The organism is Hymenobacter citatus, from assembly GCF_014333615.1.
In the GTDB taxonomy this organism is placed as follows: domain Bacteria; phylum Bacteroidota; class Bacteroidia; order Cytophagales; family Hymenobacteraceae; genus Hymenobacter; species Hymenobacter citatus.
Map to the genome: position 1 here is coordinate 18,302 of NZ_JACSCY010000024.1, position 20,741 is coordinate 39,042.

A 20,741-nucleotide genomic window follows, 5' to 3' on the forward strand; every position below is an offset into this window, starting at 1 on the left:
AACGGGTGTCCTTTGGCCCCGGGCTTACGCCTGGGTAAGTACAGCCGCACTTCGTACGCCTAGCTCCCAAGCCAAGCGGCTGGGCGCCTTCACCACCTGCTTTCCCGCCATCCACCTCTTCACCGGATTTCACCAACCCCCTTTTTCTTGCCCTCATGAAAATTCCCCACTACCTACTACCGCTGGCCTTGCTCACCGCCTGCACGCCTGATTCGGCCACGACGGCGTCGGCTCCCAAAACCTCAACCACTGCGCCGACTACAGCGGCGAAGGACACGGCCCCCCTTGCCGTGCCAGGTGAGCCGTGCACTATGCAGCTCGGCAACCTCACGTTCACCCGCTCGCTGAACGGGGCGGCCCAGCACGCCACCGTTGATAAAGGCGTGCTCACGCTGCGCGCCGCGGCCAAAAGCGACAACTTCAACGACCCCGACGGTAAGCTCACCAACAACAGCGCCCCCGTGCTGCTGACCCAGGTGGACAATACCAAGCCCTTTACCCTCACGGCCCTAGTAACACCACAGTTTCTGGAAACCTACGACGCCGGCGTGCTCTACGTCTACCTGCGCCCGGACTGGTGGCAGAAGCTCTGCTTTGAGCGCGACGAGCGGGCTCGCACGCGCATCGTGAGCGTGCGCACCATCGGCACCTCCGACGACAACGACCACGACCTGATCACGGCTAAGCAGGTCTACCTGAAAATCTCGTCCGATGCCAAAACCATCGGCTTCTACCACTCGCTCGACGGCAAGCAGTGGGAGCTGGCCCGGCTGTACAAGAACGACTACCCGGCCACCATCTGGCTGGGCCTCAGCGCCCAGGCGCCGGTCGGCGACGGCATGAGCACCCGCTTCGAGCGCTGCACCCTTACCCAGACAAGCGTCGCCGACTTCCGCATGGGGCAATAGGAGCGGACGTGTGGGCGGGCGGCGGGGCCCTTACCTGCCCCGGCATCACCAGTGGTGACCGGACTGCGAGAAGCCATCTTATGTAGTTGAATAAAATGACGTAAAGCCGTCGCCTTATGGCTAACTCTTTTTTCTTCTTTTGTTCAATTACATAATCGTAATTATATCCCCCCTCTTGGAATAAGTGCGGGTTTTGGCCCGGCCGGCCGCTGCTTGGCTTCCGCCCCCGAAATAGGGGCCGCTGGGCCTACTGCCCGTCCCGCTATGGAAAGTACAATCAACTCCCTATACTCGACTCCACACTTCGCCCGAGCTAGCGTTGAAAATGGCTGGTTGCAACTCGTAGGCAGATAGGGAGAGCCCCCTTCAAGGAGTAGCGTACCTAGCACGAGTCCAGCCAGCACGAAATCGGGCGCTACTAGAAACGAATAAAAAGGTCAACTATACTAGTAGATTAGTCATTTGTTAACAGCATGTTAGGCTAATACATTAAAAGCTTGTTTCGGAAAGTAAACAGTAGTCTCCGGCGCTTAACAACCCTCATTTTTCCCATTTGATGAAAAGAGTATTGCCCTTTTTACTGCTGCTAAGCAGCACCGTTTCTTTTTCACAATCCGCCCAGCACGTCTCGCCCGCTGAATTTGTCCGACCAGCCACTTTACCTGCTCTTTTTCCTGCCCCGGTATCGATAAAGCTCGGGAAGGGCCTGATTACCCTATCTAAATCGGTTGTCCTCATTGCCGCACCCGGTACCGAGCCCGAGAGCGTCGCCCTTATCAGGAGCCTGTTAACGTCGGCTGGGGTAGCCACTATTACGACTGCCCGGCAGCTGCCAGCGGTCGTTGACCGTTCTTACCTCATCATCGGCCAAGGCGATGCCGGCGTGGTGCGCACCGCCCTCACCCGAAGTGCGGCCGTCGTCGACCGCCATGCTGAAGGCTACACCCTCGCCAGTGTTGCCCTAGGCAATGGGGCGCTTATCACCCTGGCTGGGCAGGATGCGGATGGCTTGCATCATGCCGCGCAAACTTTTCGGCAATTACTGCTAGGCCCTGGCTTGCCCGAGCTAGTCATTCAAGACCATCCCGCAATGCCTATTCGGGGCACCATTGAAGGCTTTTACGGAGTCCCCTGGTCCATGGCGAGTCGAGCCAAGCATCTGGAGTTCCTGGCCAGCGTCAAGGCCAACACGTATGTCTATAGCCCGAAGGATGACCCGTATGCGCGCGACCGCTGGCGCGAAGCGTATCCGCCAGAGAAGTTAAAGGAACTGGGTGAGTTGGTCACAATCGCCCGGCGCAACCACATTAATTTTGTGTACGCCCTCTCGCCAGGCCCTTCCATCTGCTTCTCCGAACCAGCAGATTTTCAGTTGTTAGAACGCAAATTCGCTGCACTACGCGCCCTCGGGGTGCACAGCTTCTACGTGGCGCTAGACGACATCGAGTATACGAAATGGAATTGCGAGCTGGACCAGCAGACCTTCGGGCCACCCAGTGCAGAAGCAGCGGGCGTCGCGCAGGCAACGTTGCTCAATGCTGTGCAGGCCAGCTTGGCGGCTCATGACCCGGCGGCGCGTCCCCTGATTATGGTACCGACCGAGTACTATGACGCGAAGGAGAGCGTGTACAAAGCCGCGCTCCGAAAAAATCTTGATTCGCGGATCGTGCTGCAATGGACGGGTACCGACGTAGTGCCCCCGGCCATTGCCCTTGCGGACGCGAAAGCGGCGACCAAGGCCTTTGGACGCAAGCCCTTGTTGTGGGACAATTACCCGGTGAATGATTACGCGCAGACCACTGGCCGCTTACTTCTGGCGCCCTACGCGCGACGCGAAGCGGGCCTGTCGACGGAGCTAACGGGTGTTTTAGCTAACCCGATGAACCAGGAAGCACCCAGCCGGGTCGCGGTCACCGGGGTGGCGGCCTTTGGGTGGAATGACCAGGCCTATGATGCGGAACGCACGTTAACGTACGCCGTGCGGGTGTTGGCCGGTGAAGACGAGCAGACGACCGCCGCGCTGCTGACTTTTCTGGACACCCAGCACATGGCGCCCACGTTTGGTAGCCAACCTTGGCAGCCGCAAGCCCCCCGGCTAAAGGGGCGGCTTGATGCCGTGCGCGAGGCCCTGGCGGTAGGCGACACCAAAACCCGGCAACTAGCCCTTGAAAAGTTGCTGCGGGAGGCGGCTGAGTTTGCCAGTGCCCCGGATATTATCCAAGCGGGAACGGTAGACCCTGCGTTCGCACAACAGGCACGCCCCTGGCTTGACGCCATGCGCTTGTGGGGCCGAGCGCTTCAACTGAGCGCGGCCGGGCTAGCAGCCGCGAACAGCGGGCGGCCGGCGGCAGCGCGGCGTTATTTCGCGACGGCCAAGCAGCTTGCGGCAGAGGCGACGGCCATCCAAACCATTCCGGGCGTTACCCGCTTCGATGGGCCAATCAAAATAGCCGACGGGGTGCTCGACCATTTTGTGGCGGATGCCCCGACCCTCATCGCACTTGGGGGAGCAGCGGAAAATGAACCGGCTGCCAAAAAGTAGGCGGTGGTAAAACAGGAGGTGATTCTTATCTTGGGTGTATGCTTCAAACAACGTCAACATGTGGTAAGTGTGGCAGTATCGCCTTGCGCAAAAATGGCAGCCGTAAGGGCCAGCCGAAATACCAGTGCATAGCCTGCCGCTATCAGGCTCTATTTGCACCGGCCGCCGCCAGCAAAGCCGCCCAGTATGCGCAAGTTGCTCAGTTACTGCTCGAGCGCGTCTCGCAACGCGCCATTGTGTAGCTGACCGGGGCCTCACGCCCCACCATTGTCAAGTTGGCAAAAAAAAGCGCAGGCTACCGTGCAGCTACGGCCCAAACCCAGCCGGCCACGGGTGCTCGAACTAGATGAGAGGTGGACGTTTGTGGGCCGCAAAAAGCGCAAAGTTTGGCTCTGGCTGGCCGTCGAGCGCTATAGCCGGCGCATCGTGGCCTGGGTGCTGGGCTGCCGCGGCGCAGCCACCTTGCGCCGCTTATGGCAAGCCTTGCCCGAACAGTACCGCACCGGCACATGGTACTTCACCGACGAGTAGGAGGCGTACGGCCACGTCTTGCCGCTAGGAGCGCATCAGCCCAGCCCCAACGGCAGTGGGCACACCAGCATTGTGGAGGCCATCAACTGTTCGCTGCGCCAGAAGTGCGCGGTCCTGGTGCGCAAAACCTGCTCATTCAGCCGCTCTTTGGCCATGCACTACATCCACATCCGCATTCAACTCGTCATTGACGAGCATAATCGCCGATTAGCTGCAACCTGATATCACCTCCTGTTTTACCATCGCCAAAAATAGGTATCTGGCCTAACAGCCTATTCGTCGGCGGGTGGCACCGGGACTAGCAGGAGCCGGCGGACGCCGGCCGCAGTGAATGCACAGCCGCGACGGGTGCGGTAGCCGGAAGCCGTCAGTTGGGCGGCAATGCGGCGATAATCCCACTGCTGACTCCGGTAGAGCAGGGCCAGCTCCGCCGCTTGCCGATTGGCCAGACTCGTGCGGGCATTGGCCTGCCGTTGCTGCTGGCCCTTGATCCGGGCCTCATCCGTCAGGTTCGCCGGCGTGCCCAGCTGATGCCCGCGCGCCTTCTTGGCCGCGAGCGCATCCTTGGTGCGCGTGGAAATCGCTTTGGCTTCTTTCTCGGCCACGGCCCCCAACACGTGCAGGGTGAACTCATCGGCAGCGGGCATGTCGACGGCCTTGAAGCGCACGTGACTTTCCATGAGCGCGGTGAGAAACGCCAGGTTGCGCGCGAGCCGGTCAAGCTTAGCCACCAGCAGCACGCCCCCCGCTTCGTTGGCCGCCTGCATGGCGGCGCGCAGTTGGGGCCGGGTGTTTTTGCGCCCGCTCTCCACTTCGATGTACTCGCCCACAATTTGCTCGCCGGGCGCGAGGAACGTGCGCACTGCCGCTTGCTGGGCTTCGAGTCCGAGGCCCGACTGGCCTTGGCGGGCGGTGCTGACCCGGTAGTACGCAATGTAGTCGGGCATGAGGAGGTCAATAGTATATAAAGAGTATAAAAGCGGGGGCGTAAAGGTACGAAATGGGGTTTGTATCATTACATAAACGACCGTTCATGTAATGATACAAGCGCGACTGTATAACTCCCTCGTCTGTCACCTTGACTGCTTTATCGTTTTTTTGCGAGAGCGTTTAAGTGATGATACAAAGAGTTCGTTATGTCCACCGGGCTCTCGTAGGCGGGAAGCGTACGAAAATACGTCCTACTTGTGTTCGATATAGCTAGACCACCTCATCTCAGGCTACGGCATTCCGTCGAGAGAATTTCTTGGATCGTTTGAAACAGGAGTTAAGTGGAGAGGTAGTGGTACTTTTCCTACTGACACCTTGCTTCTCTGTACAATAGTCAAACGTACAGTCTGGCCGAGTAAGGACCGCGCACTTTCGCTCATCCGGCCGACCAGCAACCCAATTCCCTCGATGCGTGCCTACTCGCAGCTAGAGCTGTTAGGCCGCGTGGGCTAGCCGGCTGTTGATAGAGCGGCTAAAAAGAAATGTGGATAGCTCCATAAGGGCATACCACCCACCTGGGACGGTTTTTTCCTACTAGCAGGCCCTACCCTCTACGGGCAGTAAGCTGCACGTTAGCAACGGTAAGGTCCATTCTGCGTGTAAGGAGGGTATCCACCTCCATCCTCGTGTTATGAAAAAAGATGCCCAGCTGAGCCGCCGGCAAGTGCTTAGTGGCCTGAGTGCCAGCCTCGCCATGGCCGCGGCCGGGCCCGTACTAGGCGCCGCCGCTAGCCACTCTACGGTACCCACCCCTCCCTTGTCAGACCCCACCACCGCCTATCCCAAGCCCCCCTATAAAAGCCAAAAGCAGCCCTGGCCGGGCTTAACCAGTCAGATGGACCCTGTGCCCGACCACGGCGAGAAAAGTTATAAAGGGTCAGGCCGTCTGAAAGGCCGCAAAGCTTTGATTACGGGCGGCGACTCCGGCATGGGCCGCGCCGCCGCCATTGCCTACGCCCGCGAAGGCGCCGACGTGGCCATCAATTACTTGCCCGCCGAGGAAGCCGACGCCAAAGAAGTACTTGCGCTCATCAAAGCCGCCGGCCAGAAAGGCGTGGCCCTGCCGGGTGACTTGCGCGACGAAGCATTCTGCCAAAAGCTGGTAGCTGACGCCGTCCGCCAGCTCGGCGGCCTCGACATCCTGGTCAGCAACGCGGCTCGGCAGCAGACGCATGAGTCCATTCTGGACCTGACCACGGAGCAGTTCGATTGGACGATGAAGACCAATATTTACGCGCCGTTTTGGCTGATTAAGGCGGCGCTACCCCACCTCAAGCCTGGTTCGACCATCATTGGCACCTCTTCTGTGCAGGCCACCGAGCCCTCGGCTAATCTCTACGACTACGCCCAGACCAAGGCGGCGACCACCAGCTTTGTGCGCTCATTGGCCAAACAGCTCGGGCCGAAGGGTATCCGCGTCAATGGTGTGGCCCCCGGCCCCATCTGGACGCCCCTGCAAGTGAGCGGCGGGGCCACCCAGGAAAGCCTAGTGAAATTTGGCGGCGACACGCCCCTGGGTCGCGCCGGCCAACCGGCCGAGCTGGCGGGAATCTATGTGCTGCTGGCTGACCCGCTGGCCAGCTACGCCAACGGCCAGATCTACGGCTCGGCCGGCGGCGACGGGTTGCCATAGCCACCATTAATGCAACGCTTGCTTGTTCGCTAGCAGCGGGGGCGTAAGACCGAACTAGAGAACGTGCTTAGCAGAGGCTCCAGCATTTGTTGGGGCCTTTTCTTTTGTAAGATTCTCTCCGGACCTTCAGAATCGGTTTATCACGAACCTGGCATGTTGACAGCCCAGCACGATTCGCTCAAGCGCAAGTCCTGATCCGGGTCGGCTAAGCTACGCAGCACACGGGTGGAATTTCTTTGGCAATCGGGTTCTTGGTTCGGAGGGACTGGTTCCGGTGGGAACACGCTTCGTCCCCATTTCCGGTTTTACGTAGCAGTAACTCTTGTCCTCTCTCATGCACACCGAAGCTTCTCTTGCCGGCTTACAGTACACCCTATATACGCCGGATACCCAACCCGTAACGGCCACGCTGCTGCTGCTGCATGGCATGGCGGAACACCACCAGCGCTATGCTGCCTTTGCCCAGTACTTAACCACGCACGGGGTGGCCGTGCTGGCCTATGACCAGCTCGGGCATGGCCGGACTGCCCCAACCAACGCAGAACGGGGCTTCTTTCAGCTCGACCACCCCGTTGAGCGCCTCATCCAAGACGCCCAGCACATGGCCGCTATGCTGGCCCGCTTGTTTCCCGCCGTGCCGCACTTCGTACTGGGCCACTCCATGGGCTCCTTCGTCGTCCGCTGTCTGCTCCAACAGGCGGGCAGTTGTTTTCAGGGAGCCATCCTAATGGGAACCGCGGCTGCGGTGCCGGGAGCTAGCCTGATGCGCGCGCTCCTGAGCGTGTTGAACCAGCTCGTTCCCCGGCACCGCTCGAAGCTGCTCAATGCTCTTTTTGGGTGGGTAAACAACCGCGCGTTTAAAGAACCAGCACCCAATGATTCGCTCAAGTGGCTGAGTGCCAACCAGCAGAATCAGGTAGCGTATCTACAAGACCCCTTGTGTGGCATACCGTTCACCAACAATGGCTTTTACACCTTGCTCTACTTGATGAAGCAAGCCACGGAAGGGCCGTGGACAAGCGGCATTCCCGCTGCGCTGCCCGTGTTACTCGTGAGTGGCGAAGACGACCCGGTCGGCCAGTTTGGTCAGGGCATTCGCCGCGTGGCGCAGCAGTTAAGGCAAGCTGGCTTTACGCAGGTACAGCAGGTACTCTACCCGGGCCTGCGGCACGAGATTCTGCAAGAAGCGAGCAAGCAACAGGTGTACGACGATGTAGCCACCTGGCTTAGTGCCCGGGTGGTGCAAGTACCTCCTAAGCATTGAGGGGGAGCGTACTAACAATTGGTGTCACCTACGTCCATAAGGTGGCCAAGCGCAGAAGCTGCCTGGCTGCATCTCCAGTAGAGCACTCCCGACGAACAGTCACGTCAGATTGTTTTTCTACTTTCAACGGAATTCTACAACAGCCTCCATACTTCCTGTAGCGTCTAATGACACGGCAGTGTGCTTATATAATTGTAATGTCGGGAAAAAGAAATATCATTGTTATTGGTGCCTCCGCAGGAGGGTTTGAGGCCATTAAACAACTTGTTGCCGCCTTACCGGCCGATCTGGATGCCGCTATTTTTGTCGTATGGCATATGTCTGCGGATGTAACGGGCATGTTGCCGCAGGTACTGAACCGGCAAAACACACTATTGGCCACCAACGCTATTGATAACGAGCCAATCAGTTGCAACCATATTTATGTGGCCCCACCCGATAAGCACTTATTGCTAGAGAAGGGTGTCGTACGGATCAGCAGAGGGCCGAAGGAAAACCGGTTTCGTCCCGCCGTTGACCCTTTATTTCGGTCAGCTGCCGAGAGCTATGGCGACCGGGTCATTGGCATCGTCTTATCCGGCGCCTTAGATGATGGCACGGCTGGCCTATGGACGATAAAAAGCCGAGGCGGCATCGCCATTGTGCAGGAGCCAGCTGAAGCAGCCGTGCCCTCCATGCCCGAAAGTGCCCTGGCTGCCGTAGAGGTAGATTATCGGGTGCCGATTGCCGAAATGGCCACGCTGCTGGTAAGGCTAACGGCTGAGACGGTAACCGAAGCTAGCGAAATTACGATGGAAGAGCAACGAAAAACGGCTATTGAGACGCGCATCGCCGCGCAAAACCCAGCGCTTCGGCAGGGTATCCTCACGTTGGGAACGCTAACCCCGTATGCTTGCCCCGACTGCCACGGGGTATTGGTGGCCATTACCGATGGCGACATTATTCGCTACCGGTGCCATACCGGGCACGCGCATTCGGCCGACAGCCTGCTCGCTACCATTACCGAACAGATTGAAGACACGTTGTGGAGTGCCATTCGGGGTGTAGAGGAAAGCATTCTGCTACTCAACAACCTGGGTGACCACTATGCCGACAAGAATCAGCCTAAGTTGGCGGCTATGTATTTTAAAAAGGCGCAGGAAGCCGAATGCCGAGCCGAAATAGTTCGCCAGACTGTTTTCAATCATGAGCAGCTAAGCACAGCCAGCATTAGTACGCAGGCTGAAGAGGACGAGGGGTAGCGCACTCCTGAGCAGCCTACTTCTTTCAAACCTGTTTCATAGGTTGAAGCCCCATTGGGGTTTGACGTAAATAAAAAAGCATAATGGAATCTACTGGTTTGATGGTCGAAAAGCCACATGGCTTTCTTATTGTGGGCCTAGGGGCCTCGGCCGGTGGCATTCAGGCGCTGCGAGAGTTCTTCCAGCGCGTGCCCGCAGATTCTGATATTGCATACGTCGTTATTCTGCACCTGTCACCCGACCACGACAGCCAGCTGGCGCAAGTGCTGCAAACGGCAGCCCACATTCCCGTGATGCGGGTGACGGAAAAGGTGCAAATAGAACCTAATCAGGTCTACGTGGTGTCCCCCAATCAGCATTTGCTGATGGAAGAAGACTTTCTGGTGCCTACCCTCAACTTGCACATAGCAGAGAGGCGGGCGCCCGTCGATATCTTTTTTCGCACTTTGGCTGATGCCCACCGGTCCCGGGCCGTGTGTGTAGTACTATCCGGCACGGGCGCTAACGGCTCGATGGGGTTGAAGCGAGTGAAAGAAATGGGCGGTATTGCGTATGCGCAGAATCCACGGGAAGCGGAATTCAATGAAATGCCCCGCAACGCCATAGCAACCGATCTGGTGGATGAGGTACTGCCGGTGGCAGAAATTCCCGGCCGAATACTAGCATACCGTAATAGTCTGGGCACGGTGGAAATTCCGGTGGAAGCCGAAAACCGGGCGGAACAGCAGCAGCAGGCACTGCGCGAAATATTTACGCACCTGCGCGTGCGCACCGGGCACGACTTCTCCAACTACAAGCAAGCCACACTGCTGCGCCGCATTGAACGCCGAATCAACGTGCGCAGCCTAACCGATCTGCCGAGCTACGCTACCTTTTTGAACCAAAACCCGGAGGAAAGTCAGGCACTACTCAAAGACCTGCTGATTTCAGTGACTAATTTCTTCCGGGATAGAAAGCCTTTCCAGGCCTTGGAGCACGACGTGTTGCCGGCTCTTTTTCATAATAAGAAATCGGATAGTGCCGTACGTATCTGGGTGGCGGGCTGCGCTACCGGGGAAGAGGCCTACTCCCTGGCGATGCTGGTGGCCGAAAGAACTGCGGGAGTATTGGACGCACCCCGTGTGCAAATATTCGCTACCGATATCGACGAAGCCGCCATTATGGCCGCCCGCGAGGGGCTCTACACACTCAATGATGCCGCCGATGTGTCGCCTGAGCGGCTGTTACGTTTCTTTACCAAAGAAGGCGACAGCTACCGCGTTCAGCGGGAACTGCGCGAAATGGTGCTGTTTGCCAATCACAACTTCTTGAAAGACCCGCCTTTTTCGCGTCTCGACCTGATAACCTGTCGCAATGTGTTGATCTACCTCAACACTACGGCCCAAGAGCGAGTCATGGAAACGTTTCATTTTGCGCTACGCCCGGGCGGCTTTTTATTTTTGGGCTCTTCTGAATCTGTGGAGGGGGCCAGCGACTTGTACGCCACCGTTAGCCGGGAGGACCATCTCTACCGGGCTCGGGAAGTAACCCTACCCCATTACCCGGTGCCCGAATCGGTGCCCAGCTTACAACCTACACAACCGGTCTCACTGACGCTGCACGAGACGGAAAGCCGGCAACTAAATCGCTTGTCATTGGGGGAGCTGCACCAGAAGCTGCTGGAGCAATATGCGCCGCCCTCGCTGGTCGTAAACGAGGAGTACGACATCTTGCACATGTCGGAGAAGGTAGGCGGCTTTCTGGAGTTCTCGGGCGGCGAGCCCACCAAGAACCTGCTCAAGCTCATTCGGCCCGAGCTGCGCTTAGAACTGCGCTCGGCACTCCACCAGGCCGTGCAACTGCAAACCGCTATTGAAGCGCGCAATATCCTATGGAATAAAAACGGGGAACGCCAGTCGCTGACCATCCGGGTCAAGCCGGTTACCAAAGAAGGCGACACGACGAAGGGCTTTATTCTGATCTTGTTTGAGTCCAACGAACAAGATCAGGAGGAGGAAAAAGTCGTGCTGACGTCGGATGCGCCCCTCGCCCGGCAATTAGAGGAAGAGCTACTCCAGGTGAAGGCCCAACTGCGCTATTCGGCCGAGCAATATGAGTACCAGGCCGAGGAGCTAAAGGCGTCGAATGAGGAATTTCAGGCCGTGAATGAAGAGTTGCGCTCGGCGGCCGAAGAGTTGGAAACCAGCAAGGAAGAGCTACAATCCATAAACGAAGAACTACGCACGGTCAACCAGGAGTTGAAAGTCAAGATCGAGGAAATCAGCGTGACCAGTAATAACCTGCAAAACCTGATCAACTCGGCCGGAGTAGCCACCATTTTCCTCGACCGTGCTTTCTGCATTCGGCTGTATACCCCGGCGGCCCAGCAGCTGTTCAATCTAATACCCTCGGACTATGGCCGCCCTATTTCGCATATTACTCATCGGCTGCAATACGACGACTTACTACTCGATGCCGAAGCCGTATTGCAAAAGCTCACGCCACTGGAGCGAGAGGTAGAAACCATCGACCACCGGTCTTTCCTGATGCGAGCCCTACCTTACCGCACGACTGAAGACCGGATTCAGGGCGTGGTCATCACGCTGTTCGATATCACCGATCGTAAGCGAGCCGAAGAAACCCTGCAAGCCAGCGAGCAGCGGTTGCAACGCATGGTGAACGTGCCCAGCGTAGGTATGCTGACGTTTGACTATACCAACACGGTGCTTCAGGTCAACGATGCCTTTCTGGAAATGGTGGGGTATACCCGCCCGGAGTTTGAGGCCCGCACCTTCACCTGGCTCGACTTCACTCCGGCAGAGCATATAGAAGCCAGCCAGCAAGTAATGGAGCAGTTGCGGCAGACAGGCCGTGGCGGCCCGTACGAGAAAGAGTATTTCCGCAAAGATGGCTCCCGCATCTGGCTGATGTTTGCGTCTGCCGACCTCGGCGACGGCACCATTGCCGAGTATGCCATCGACATGAGCGCCCGCAAGCAAGCCGAAGAAGCCGTGGCCACCGACCTGGCCGGCATGCAGCGGCTGCACGAGCTGCGCGCCAAGCTGGCCACCGAAACCAATCTGCAAGCGGCTATGGAAAAGCTGGTGGCGCTGTCCTGCGACTTCACCCACACCGACCGCGGCTGCGTGCAGTTGGTCGGCGAAGATGGCCAGCGGCTGGGAATGTATGCTTACCAAGGCTACACCGAAACCAGCCCTTTTATACAGCACTTCCTACATACCGACTCCGAAGCCGCCTGTGATGTGGTGCGTCGTGACCGTACCCGCCTGCTCATCGAAGATGTCGAAACCTTTGCCCCTTTACTGGGTACGCAAGACCGCGAAGTTACTTTAGCAGAAGGCGTTCGAGCTACGCAGTCTACTCCCCTTATCACACGTAGCAATGGCGTGATAGGTGTATTGAGCAATCAGTTTCGCCAGCCCCACCGCCCAACCGAGCACCAGTTGCAACTCCTTGATTTGCTCGCCTGGACCGCGGCCGATTTCATAGAGCGGCACCGAGCTATCCAGGCGCTGGAACAAGTATCCATTGGCCTGGAGCAGCAGGTGCAGGACCGCACTGCGCAGCTACACCACAGCACGGAAATCCTGCAACGCAACCTCACCATCTTGCAGCAGGCGGAGGAAGTAGCACAGATGGGCAGCTGGGAGTACGATATTGTCAGCGGCAACACAACCTGGAGTACCGGTATGTACCGGCTGTTTAGCTTGCCAGCCGACCGGCCGGTGAGCCCGGAAATTTACCTGGACTATGTAATAGAGGCGGATAAACCCCTTGCGCAGAAGCTAGTAAAACAGTTTCGTGAACGCCACGAACCGTTGGACGAAACGCTACGCCTGCAAGTAGACAACCAGGTCCATACCTTCCGGATTAAGTCGGTGGTGTTACGCACTGACCAAGGAGAACCACTGAAAATGCTCGGCCTCGATTTAGATGTTTCCGAAGTGAAACGCTTGGAAGAGGAAAATTTGCAGATGCGACTAGACCAGCAGAAAGCGTTGTTGCTGGGTATTTTGGATGCGCAAGAAGAAGAGCGCCGACGTATATCTGAGTCGTTACACAATGGAGTCGGTCAACTGCTGTTCGCCACAAAACTCAACTTCAACCGAATAGCTGCTCTGGTACCTCGAGATGTATTTAAGGAGGCAAATCAGCTACTGGATGAAGCTATTCAGGAAACCAGGAAGGTATCACATGAGTTGGTTCCTGTTATGCTAAGTGACTTTGGCTTAGCTAAATCCTTAGAGGACTTATGTCAGCAGTATAGTCGAACGGCCCTTCGAGTAAAGTGCGAAGTAATCGGGCTGGAAAACCGATTGGAAACCTATTTGGAAGTTGCAGTTTACCGCATCTGCCAGGAATTGCTGACGAATGTGATGAAACACGCAGCGGCAACCAAGGCTGATATATTGCTGGCACAGGAGGATAATGAGCTAACCTTAAAAGTGCGCGACAATGGTAAAGGCATCAGCCCGGAACCCAGCGAATCGGTAGGCATTGGGCTTCGTACTATTAAGGATCGGGTAAAACTGTTGAACGGCACCTTTTTTCTGCATATTCCTATTACTGGTGTAGGAACCCAAGCAACCATTCAGATTCCAACAAGCATGAAGTAAAGGGCAGGATTTGCGCTGGTTGGCACATGGCTATTTCAGCTAGCGTATTTCCATTTCAATTATGATGGCCCACTTATACTGGCTCGCGCTGCCGCATTAGTTTACTCCCAGGCGTGTGGACAGCCGCGCGGCTAACAAGCGCAACTGAGTAGGGCGGCATAAAGAGCGTAGTTGCGATTTTAATTGTGTTGTTACTCTTAGAGGGTAGACTTGCGTATACCGCATGATCTTGTCCACCTGCTAGGCAGCATTGATGCAACGGATTTTACTTCGCGCCAAGGAAAATGATGCGCCTGCGGATACATACTTCGTGCTCCTACTATGATTCGCCTTTTTATTGTTGACGACCACGCAGTGGTACGCCGCGGCCTGCGGGCAATGCTAGCGGTGGAGTCTGTGGTAGAGGTGGTAGGTGAAGCCGCCAATGGGCAAGAATTGCTCGCGCAGCTGCCTGATGTGCCAACGGATGTCGTGTTGATGGATTTGAATATGCCTGTCTTGGATGGGCTCGCTACCACCGTTGAACTGCAAAAACAGTATCCCCACCTGCGCATCCTGATACTTTCCATGATGACGCACGAACGTACGGTTGGCCAATTATTAGCAGCTGGTGCACACGGCTACGTGCTCAAAAACGCGGATCAGGCTGAAATTGTGACGGCAATTCAGGCGGTAGCAGCTGGTAAGCGCTTTCTATGCTCAGAGATTAGTTTAGCTATCCTCGACAAAGTGCTGAACAATGCGGATGAAAGCGTAGCAACCACGGGAAAAGATGCCTCTTACTTGACATCTCGTGAACGCGAAATTCTTCAGTTAGTGGCCGATGGACTGACTAATCAGCAGATTGCAGACACGATTTTTACGAGTAGGCGTACCGTTGAAACTCACCGCCAAAGCTTGCTCGAAAAAACCGGCGTCAAGAATACGCCGGCGCTAGTTAAGTATGCGATGGAGCAAGGATGGCTTCAGTAGTAGATCATGCGCCACTTGACCACCTTTCTCGGGTCGATGCTGTAGTGCGTGGCTAGGCTTGGTAGGCTTTTCTGACAGTGTTGGATAGTGCGCGCTTAGGCGGACACTGCCGTAGAGCACTGGTCCCGCAAGTGCACGCGAAAGTGCAGCCCGGAAACTATCCCATCACGCTCTGGGGCTATACCCAATTAAGTCCCCGTATTTATACGGGGACTTAATTGGGTATTCATCCTTGATGAATCGGGTATGTATGCGGAGAAAAGCTGGGGCAGAAAAGCAGTTCCTTTGTGTAAGTGCTTGAAAGCCTTGATTCCACAAAGCGGCGTTACTGAAATAGTATACTGGTTTTCAAGCTGTGTCTGCCGCGACATGTCGTTTCGGTGATTCCCCCCAAAACAACGTAGCCCAGCTGTTTCTGGCAAAAGCCGCCGAAACCGGCTTCCAAGCCCGCGTCGTGCACAAGTCTATCCTAAAAATAGGAAGCCGTGGGTGACGACTTGCATCTGCGCATAAAAAGTTGCCCTAAGCCGGCCCAACCAGCCGCGCCTGGTAGCAAAAGCCCTACCCCCGGACAGACGTTCCAGACCAGCGCAACTACTGGCGCATAACCGCACTTTTTCACCCTTACCTCTTCCTCCACAGTTATTTCATTCTCGACGATGAGCCAACTACTAATGACCGTCCTGGGCGACTACAATCAGCAACTGAGTGCCCTGTTGGCTCGTGCTGAGCAGCAGTGGCCCGCGCTGTGTGCGCACGAAAACGAACGGCTGAGCGAGCAGAAAATAGAGCAGCGGTGCCGAACCCTACTCCTGGCCATGACCTACCTGGACCAGTTGCAGCAGCTACTGAATCACCATCCGGAGTGGCAGGAACCTACTGCGTTCTGGCAAGACAACTTTCCGTTGCCGCCTGGTATCCGGCCCGCCCAATAAGCACGTGGCCCCCAAGACTCGTTTCCCTACCCTCTGTAACAGGTACTTAATCAACGTAGCCTCGCTGAGCTAGTTTCTCAGCGCTCCGATTTCGCGTGCGTATCCACGCAATGTCCTACTTGATTTTTCTATACCAGACGAGTTAGCACGACCATAAGCTCGTCCATTTGCTTGCGGCAGGTCGCGCAGGTATAGCATGTTACGCACCTGATACTGCGTTTTTCTTTTCCAAGCACCGCCCCTCCATGGCCCCCAAACTCCGCTTTACCAACGTCGCCCAGTCTGATTTTTTCGCCACGGTGCGGCAGCGTGTCGATGCCTATTTTAAGACCCAACACCTCTCGCGGCACGCCAACGGGGCCATGTGGCGCAAGACCATCACCCTGCTGCTCAGCTTTGTCACGTTGTACCTACTCGTACTAGTTGGGCCCTTCTCCCTCTTGATTCGCCTAGGTTTGGCAATGCTGCTGGGCGCCTGCTGCGCCTTCATCGGCTTCAATATCTGCCATGATGCCATTCATGGGGCGTTTTCTGCCAACAAGCGCGTCAACCACGCCTTCAGTTTGCTCTTTCATTTGATTGGGGCCAACCCCTACGTGTGGAGCCTGACGCACAACCTGGTGCACCACACTTACACCAACATTGTGGGGCATGACGAGGACCTGGAAGTTGCCCCAGGCCTGCTGCGCTTAAGCACCGAGGAGCCCGTGCGCCCCTGGCACCGCTACCAGCACTGGTACGCCTTCCCGCTCTACGGCTTGGCATCATTATCCTGGGTGCTGCGCAAGGACTACGTCAAGTTCTTTCAGCGCACCATCGGCCAGTATGCTCCCCCGGCACACCCACGTCGGGAATACTGGAATCTATTTGGTTACAAGGCGCTGTACTACCTACTGTTTCTGCTCGTGCCCTACCTAGTGCTGTCGCTGAAGTGGTGGCAGCTGGTGGTGGGATTTCTCGCGTTGCACTTGGTCATGGGTCTTGTGCTGGGGCTGGTGTTTCAACTGGCTCACGTGGTGGAGGGCACGGCCTTTCCCGTGCCGGATGAGCGGGGGGATGTGCAGGAGGCCTGGGCGGTCCACCAGTTGCGGACGACGGCAAACTTCGCCCCGCATAGCCAGTTGGCGAGCTGGCTATGCGGAGGGCTGAATCGGCAGATCGAGCACCACTTATTCCCGCGCGTGTGTCATATCCACTACCCCGCCCTGGCGCGCATCGTCCAGCAGACAGCACACGAGTTTGGCTTACCGTACCTGGAGAATGCGTCCTTCGGGGGCGCGCTACGCTCCCACTACCGCCTACTCTACCAGTTTGGCCGGCCTGCCTGAGTGAAGGGGGCACACGTGACGCACTACGGTTGAGCTGCTTTCACTACCCTTCAGCTGTATGTATGTAGCCTGGTGTACGTCCCCGCCACGGGTACTAGCCAGCGCAGCTGACGCTCAGCATGCGAGAAAGCCAAAGCATTTGTAGGGGCCACAGCTCCACGCAAGCTCGGATAAGCTAACAGCGGCTCATGTCGCCACATTACTTGCCCCTATCCACGCTTTATTCAGCTGACTATGTGGCTGAAGCACCTCCGTCCGCCATTACTACTCAGTAGAAATACGGAAGCTGCCCTTGGCTAGCGGCGAATACGCACCCAACCCGAATAAATACAGACGGCACCACCGTATAAATACTAGAAATTTGATAACCAGAAGATTAAACAGTGAAAAGGCTGCCATTGCCGCGGTGTGAGTCGTAAGATGGCTCATACTTTTTTTCACTTCTGCTTGCTGGTAGGCGCCGATAACCCCGCTACTGCAAGCAGCCGATTGGAGCTTTTAGCTTCTCATCCTCTTCTGCTATGACATCTACTACAAACAATACGCCCGGCTCGGGCCGTGAGCAAGCGGTGCCCTTCGCCACGCCACGCGTTCACGAACCAGTTCACCAGAATGCAGCGCCTATGCTGGCCGCCAGCAAACGTATTTCCTGGGGCGCCATCTTTGCGGGGGCGCTGGTGGCCATCGTTCTTCAACTGGCCCTGAGCCTGCTGGGCTTGGGCATCGGCCTGGGCACTATCGACCCGCTGACTGAGCAAAACCCGATGGCCGGCATCAGCACGGGAGCCGCTATTTGGTGGCTGGTTACAACGTTGGGCTCGCTCTACCTGGGCGCAACGGTGGCCAGCCGCTTGGCTGGCATCCCGCGCCGTACCGACGGGCTGCTCCACGGACTGCTCACGTGGTCGGTGGTGACACTCTTTACCTTTTATTTGCTGACAACTGCCGTGGGCCGCATTATCGGCGGCGTAACGGGCGTGGCCGGACGGGCCTTGTCGGGGGTAGGCTCGGGCATTGCCGCGGTGGCCCCCGGTGCGGGTGATGCCATTAAAAGCGAACTGAAAGAGCAGGGCATCGACCTAAGCGATGTCAAGAACCAGGCGCGTCTACTGTTGCGCCAGACCGGCAAAGCCGAGCTAGCGCCAGAGAACATCGAGCGGCAAGCCAGAGCGGCTGGTAACCAGGCACAAAACGAAGCCGGACAGGCCGCTGCCAATCCGCAGATGGCCGGTGACAGCTTCGACGATGTCATCGACAACCTAACCAGCAAAGCCGACAACATCGGCAACGCCGCCGACCGCGACGCCGCCGTGAACGTGGTGATGAAGCGCACCGGTAAGAGCCGCGCAGAATCGGAGCAGATTGTTGATAATTGGATTGCAACGGCTAAACAAGCCCAAGCTAAGTATGCTCAGCTAAAGGTGCAGGCTGAACAAAAAGCCCGCGAGGCCGGCGATGCCGCAGCCGAAGGTCTTTCCAAAGCCGCCCTGCTGGCTGCGTTGGGTCTAGGTCTGGGTGCTGCCGTATCGGCCTTTGGAGGCCGTCAGGCCACGCCCCCTGAAGAGGTGGTGCTACCTAATAACCAGCAGCCTGTTGCCTAGCCTACCCGCAAAAGAGCCTTCCTGGTAAGCGGGAAAGGCTCTTTTTGCTTCCGCGACCTACCCTGCGGTGCTGTACTGCTCCGTGTCGGTTGCGCGCTCCTACAATCGAGGTGCCGCAAGGCTTCTACCCCTACCCAGTCCACTAGGCTACCTACTCGTTGCGGTTAGGCAAGGAGCTAGCCTAGTGGCGCTTTCCCTTTCATCTACTCCCTTAGACGTATGAATCCTTTAGTTGACATTCGCCACCTCGATCAGAGTGTATGGCTCGACTTCATCAGCCGACAGGTACTCACCAACGGTGAGCTGAAACGCCGCATTGCGGAAGATGCGCTGCGCGGGGTCACTTCCAACCCGGCTATTTTTGAGAAGGCCATCGGCGGCTCAGCCGACTACGACGACACCATTCGCAAGCAGGCGCTCCAGGGCAAGTCAGCGGAGGAAATCTACCAAGGCCTAGCCGTGGCCGATGTGCAAGCGGCCTGCGACCTATTCCGCGAGCTGTTTGAAAGCCACGATAACAGCAGCGACGGCTACGTGAGCCTGGAAGTATCGCCAGAGCTGGCCGACGACACAGAAGGTACCCTGGCCGAAGCTCGCCAGCTCTGGCAGGCCGTGGACCGGCCCAACGTGATGATAAAAGTACCCGCTACGTCGGCCGGTATACCCGCTATTCGCACGCTTATCTCAGAAGGCCTCAACATCAACGTAACGCTGATTTTTGGCCTCGACCAATACCAGGCCGTAGCAGAGGCCTTTATTGCGGGGCTGGAAGACCGGGCCCAGGCGGGCTATTCGCTGACCAACAGCAACTCGGTCGCCAGCTTCTTCCTGAGTCGTATTGATGTGCTGATTGATCCGCTGCTGGAACAACTTGCTGCCGACGGCGGCGACCGTGGCTTGCTGGCTGGTTCACTGGTAGGCGAGGTTGCTATTGCCTGCGCCAAACAGGCCTACCAGCGCTACAAGGAGATTTTTGCGGGTCCGCGCTGGGAAGCGTTGGTTGCCAAAGAAGCCAACACGCAGCGCTTGCTGTGGGCGAGCACAGGCAATAAAAACCCGAAATACGACGACCTGAAGTACGTTGAAAACCTCATTGGCCCCAGAACGGTGAACACGGTTCCGGTGGAGACAATGGATATTTTCAAGCAAAAGGGTCGTCCGGCTGCCCGCCTGGAGGAAAACACGGACCACGCCCGCCAGGTGCTGGCTGACCTCCCCAAGCTCGACCTTGATCTCGACAAACTGACGCAGCAGCTGGAGAAGGAAGGGGTGCAAAAGTTCAAGGAGCCTTTTGCTAAGATGCTCGCCTCCGTGGAGCAGAAACGCCAGCAAGCGCTAGCCGCCGACTAAGACCGAGGGTAGGCCCCTTGGCTTGGGCTCCAGCCCCTACCAAAGGGCCTACCCATTAACCCAACACAAACACCTTCATTTTTCCTTTGCCATGCATTCACCATCCACACCTCCCCGTCTATCCGGCCCACCGTTGTCATCTGCCCATCCAACTTCACCGTCTGATGCAGCACCGGATCCGCTTAACGGAAGTTCGCTTGCCTACCTACTCGACCAGCTACCCAAGTCGGTGAAAGAAACGGCTCTTAAGGCAGTCAGCCGCTATCAGCAGTTCAGTACTATCCAGAAAGTGGCGGGTGGCGTGGTGCTGCTACTTGCTATACGCCGGCTCACGCGCGGTGATAAAAGCCCTAAAAAAGGGCCTAAGAAAGCTCAGAAGGCTGAAATCAGCACCCTGCACGAGTTGCTGCACTTTGTCAATGATCGGGTAGAAGGCTACAAAAAAGCCGTCGAAGAAAGCCAAGACCCGCAACGACGCGATTTCTACCAGGGCTTGGTAGGCCAGAGCGAGCAGTTTGCGCAAACCCTGAATGAGCACTTGCGCCACCTCGGCGGTGGGCGTGAAACCAGCACTACCCTGAAAGGCAAGCTCTACCGCCGCTTCATGTCTGCCGCTGCCGTTTTCACCGGCCACGACGAGCAGACGGTGCTAGCCAGCAACATTCACGGCGAGCAGTGGGCGCTGGCCGCCTACAAAGACGCACTGGACGATGAAACGCTACGCGGCCCTATCCGGCATGAGGTAGAGCGCCAGTATCATCAATCGCAGCGAACCTACCAGGAGCTGAAGCGCATGGCCACGTAGTGTCTGGCTTAGGCCACCCGTGCTG

At 57.1% G+C, this 20,741-nt stretch carries 16 protein-coding genes; 15 read left to right on the forward strand and 1 reads right to left on the reverse strand.

All coding sequences use genetic code 11. The features are described from left to right. Positions 1 to 155 precede the first annotated feature (155 nt). From H8B15_RS19790 to H8B15_RS19810, 5 genes are all read left to right on the forward strand, one after another. Positions 156 to 908 (forward strand): DUF1349 domain-containing protein, encoded by a 753-nt coding sequence (locus tag H8B15_RS19790; protein ID WP_216859220.1) that lies wholly within the window; start codon positions 156 to 158, stop codon positions 906 to 908. Between the two features lie 556 nt (positions 909 to 1,464). Then, a complete protein-coding gene (locus tag H8B15_RS19795) occupies positions 1,465 to 3,450 on the forward strand; it encodes a glycoside hydrolase family 84 protein (protein ID WP_187321388.1) in 1,986 nt (661 codons plus the stop codon). 38 nt (positions 3,451 to 3,488) lie between these two features. Next, positions 3,489 to 3,692 carry a transposase-like zinc-binding domain-containing protein gene (locus H8B15_RS19800; protein WP_187321389.1) on the forward strand — a complete coding sequence of 68 codons (204 nt, stop codon included), beginning with the start codon at positions 3,489 to 3,491 and terminating at the stop codon, positions 3,690 to 3,692. 25 nt (positions 3,693 to 3,717) lie between these two features. Next, entirely contained in the window at positions 3,718 to 3,981 is a 264-nt protein-coding gene (locus H8B15_RS19805; RefSeq protein ID WP_187321390.1) for an IS1 family transposase, read from the forward strand. Positions 3,982 to 3,999: 18 nt separating this feature from the next. Further along, complete coding sequence (locus H8B15_RS19810) at positions 4,000 to 4,203, forward strand: IS1 family transposase (protein WP_187321391.1); 204 nt, start codon at positions 4,000 to 4,002, stop codon at positions 4,201 to 4,203. A 50-nt stretch (positions 4,204 to 4,253) separates the two neighbouring features. On the opposite strand, the gene H8B15_RS19815 is transcribed toward H8B15_RS19810, so the two are convergent. Next, positions 4,254 to 4,997 (reverse strand): recombinase family protein, encoded by a 744-nt coding sequence (locus H8B15_RS19815; RefSeq protein ID WP_246455755.1) that lies wholly within the window; start codon positions 4,995 to 4,997, stop codon positions 4,254 to 4,256. A 605-nt stretch (positions 4,998 to 5,602) separates the two neighbouring features. Between H8B15_RS19815 and H8B15_RS19820 the strand changes: the two genes are divergently transcribed. The 10 genes from H8B15_RS19820 (at position 5,603) to H8B15_RS19865 (ending at position 20,716) form a co-directional block, all read left to right on the forward strand. Beyond that, positions 5,603 to 6,604 (forward strand): SDR family oxidoreductase, encoded by a 1,002-nt coding sequence (locus H8B15_RS19820; RefSeq protein WP_187321392.1) that lies wholly within the window; start codon positions 5,603 to 5,605, stop codon positions 6,602 to 6,604. A 334-nt stretch (positions 6,605 to 6,938) separates the two neighbouring features. After that, positions 6,939 to 7,868, forward strand: a complete 930-nt coding sequence (locus H8B15_RS19825; protein WP_187321393.1) for an alpha/beta fold hydrolase — start codon at positions 6,939 to 6,941, stop codon at positions 7,866 to 7,868. A gap of 197 nt (positions 7,869 to 8,065) precedes the next feature. Further along, on the forward strand, positions 8,066 to 9,109 hold the full coding sequence (locus H8B15_RS19830; protein ID WP_187321394.1) for a chemotaxis protein CheB: 1,044 nt from the start codon (positions 8,066 to 8,068) through the stop codon (positions 9,107 to 9,109). Positions 9,110 to 9,192: 83 nt separating this feature from the next. Continuing rightward, a complete protein-coding gene (locus tag H8B15_RS19835) occupies positions 9,193 to 13,725 on the forward strand; it encodes a CheR family methyltransferase (RefSeq protein WP_187321395.1) in 4,533 nt (1,510 codons plus the stop codon). A 321-nt stretch (positions 13,726 to 14,046) separates the two neighbouring features. Then, on the forward strand, positions 14,047 to 14,697 hold the full coding sequence (locus tag H8B15_RS19840; RefSeq protein ID WP_187321396.1) for a response regulator: 651 nt from the start codon (positions 14,047 to 14,049) through the stop codon (positions 14,695 to 14,697). A gap of 659 nt (positions 14,698 to 15,356) precedes the next feature. Continuing rightward, positions 15,357 to 15,632 (forward strand): hypothetical protein, encoded by a 276-nt coding sequence (locus H8B15_RS19845; RefSeq protein WP_187321397.1) that lies wholly within the window; start codon positions 15,357 to 15,359, stop codon positions 15,630 to 15,632. Positions 15,633 to 15,877: 245 nt separating this feature from the next. Continuing rightward, a complete protein-coding gene (locus tag H8B15_RS19850; protein ID WP_187321398.1) occupies positions 15,878 to 16,960 on the forward strand; it encodes a fatty acid desaturase family protein in 1,083 nt (360 codons plus the stop codon). 521 nt (positions 16,961 to 17,481) lie between these two features. Continuing rightward, positions 17,482 to 18,561, forward strand: coding sequence for a hypothetical protein (locus tag H8B15_RS19855; protein ID WP_187321399.1), 1,080 nt, complete (start codon positions 17,482 to 17,484; stop codon positions 18,559 to 18,561). A gap of 219 nt (positions 18,562 to 18,780) precedes the next feature. Then, positions 18,781 to 19,911: a transaldolase gene (gene tal, locus H8B15_RS19860; protein ID WP_187321400.1), complete on the forward strand. Its 1,131-nt coding sequence runs from the start codon at positions 18,781 to 18,783 to the stop codon at positions 19,909 to 19,911. A gap of 91 nt (positions 19,912 to 20,002) precedes the next feature. Next, positions 20,003 to 20,716, forward strand: coding sequence for a ferritin-like domain-containing protein (locus tag H8B15_RS19865; RefSeq protein WP_187321401.1), 714 nt, complete (start codon positions 20,003 to 20,005; stop codon positions 20,714 to 20,716). Positions 20,717 to 20,741 lie beyond the last annotated feature (25 nt).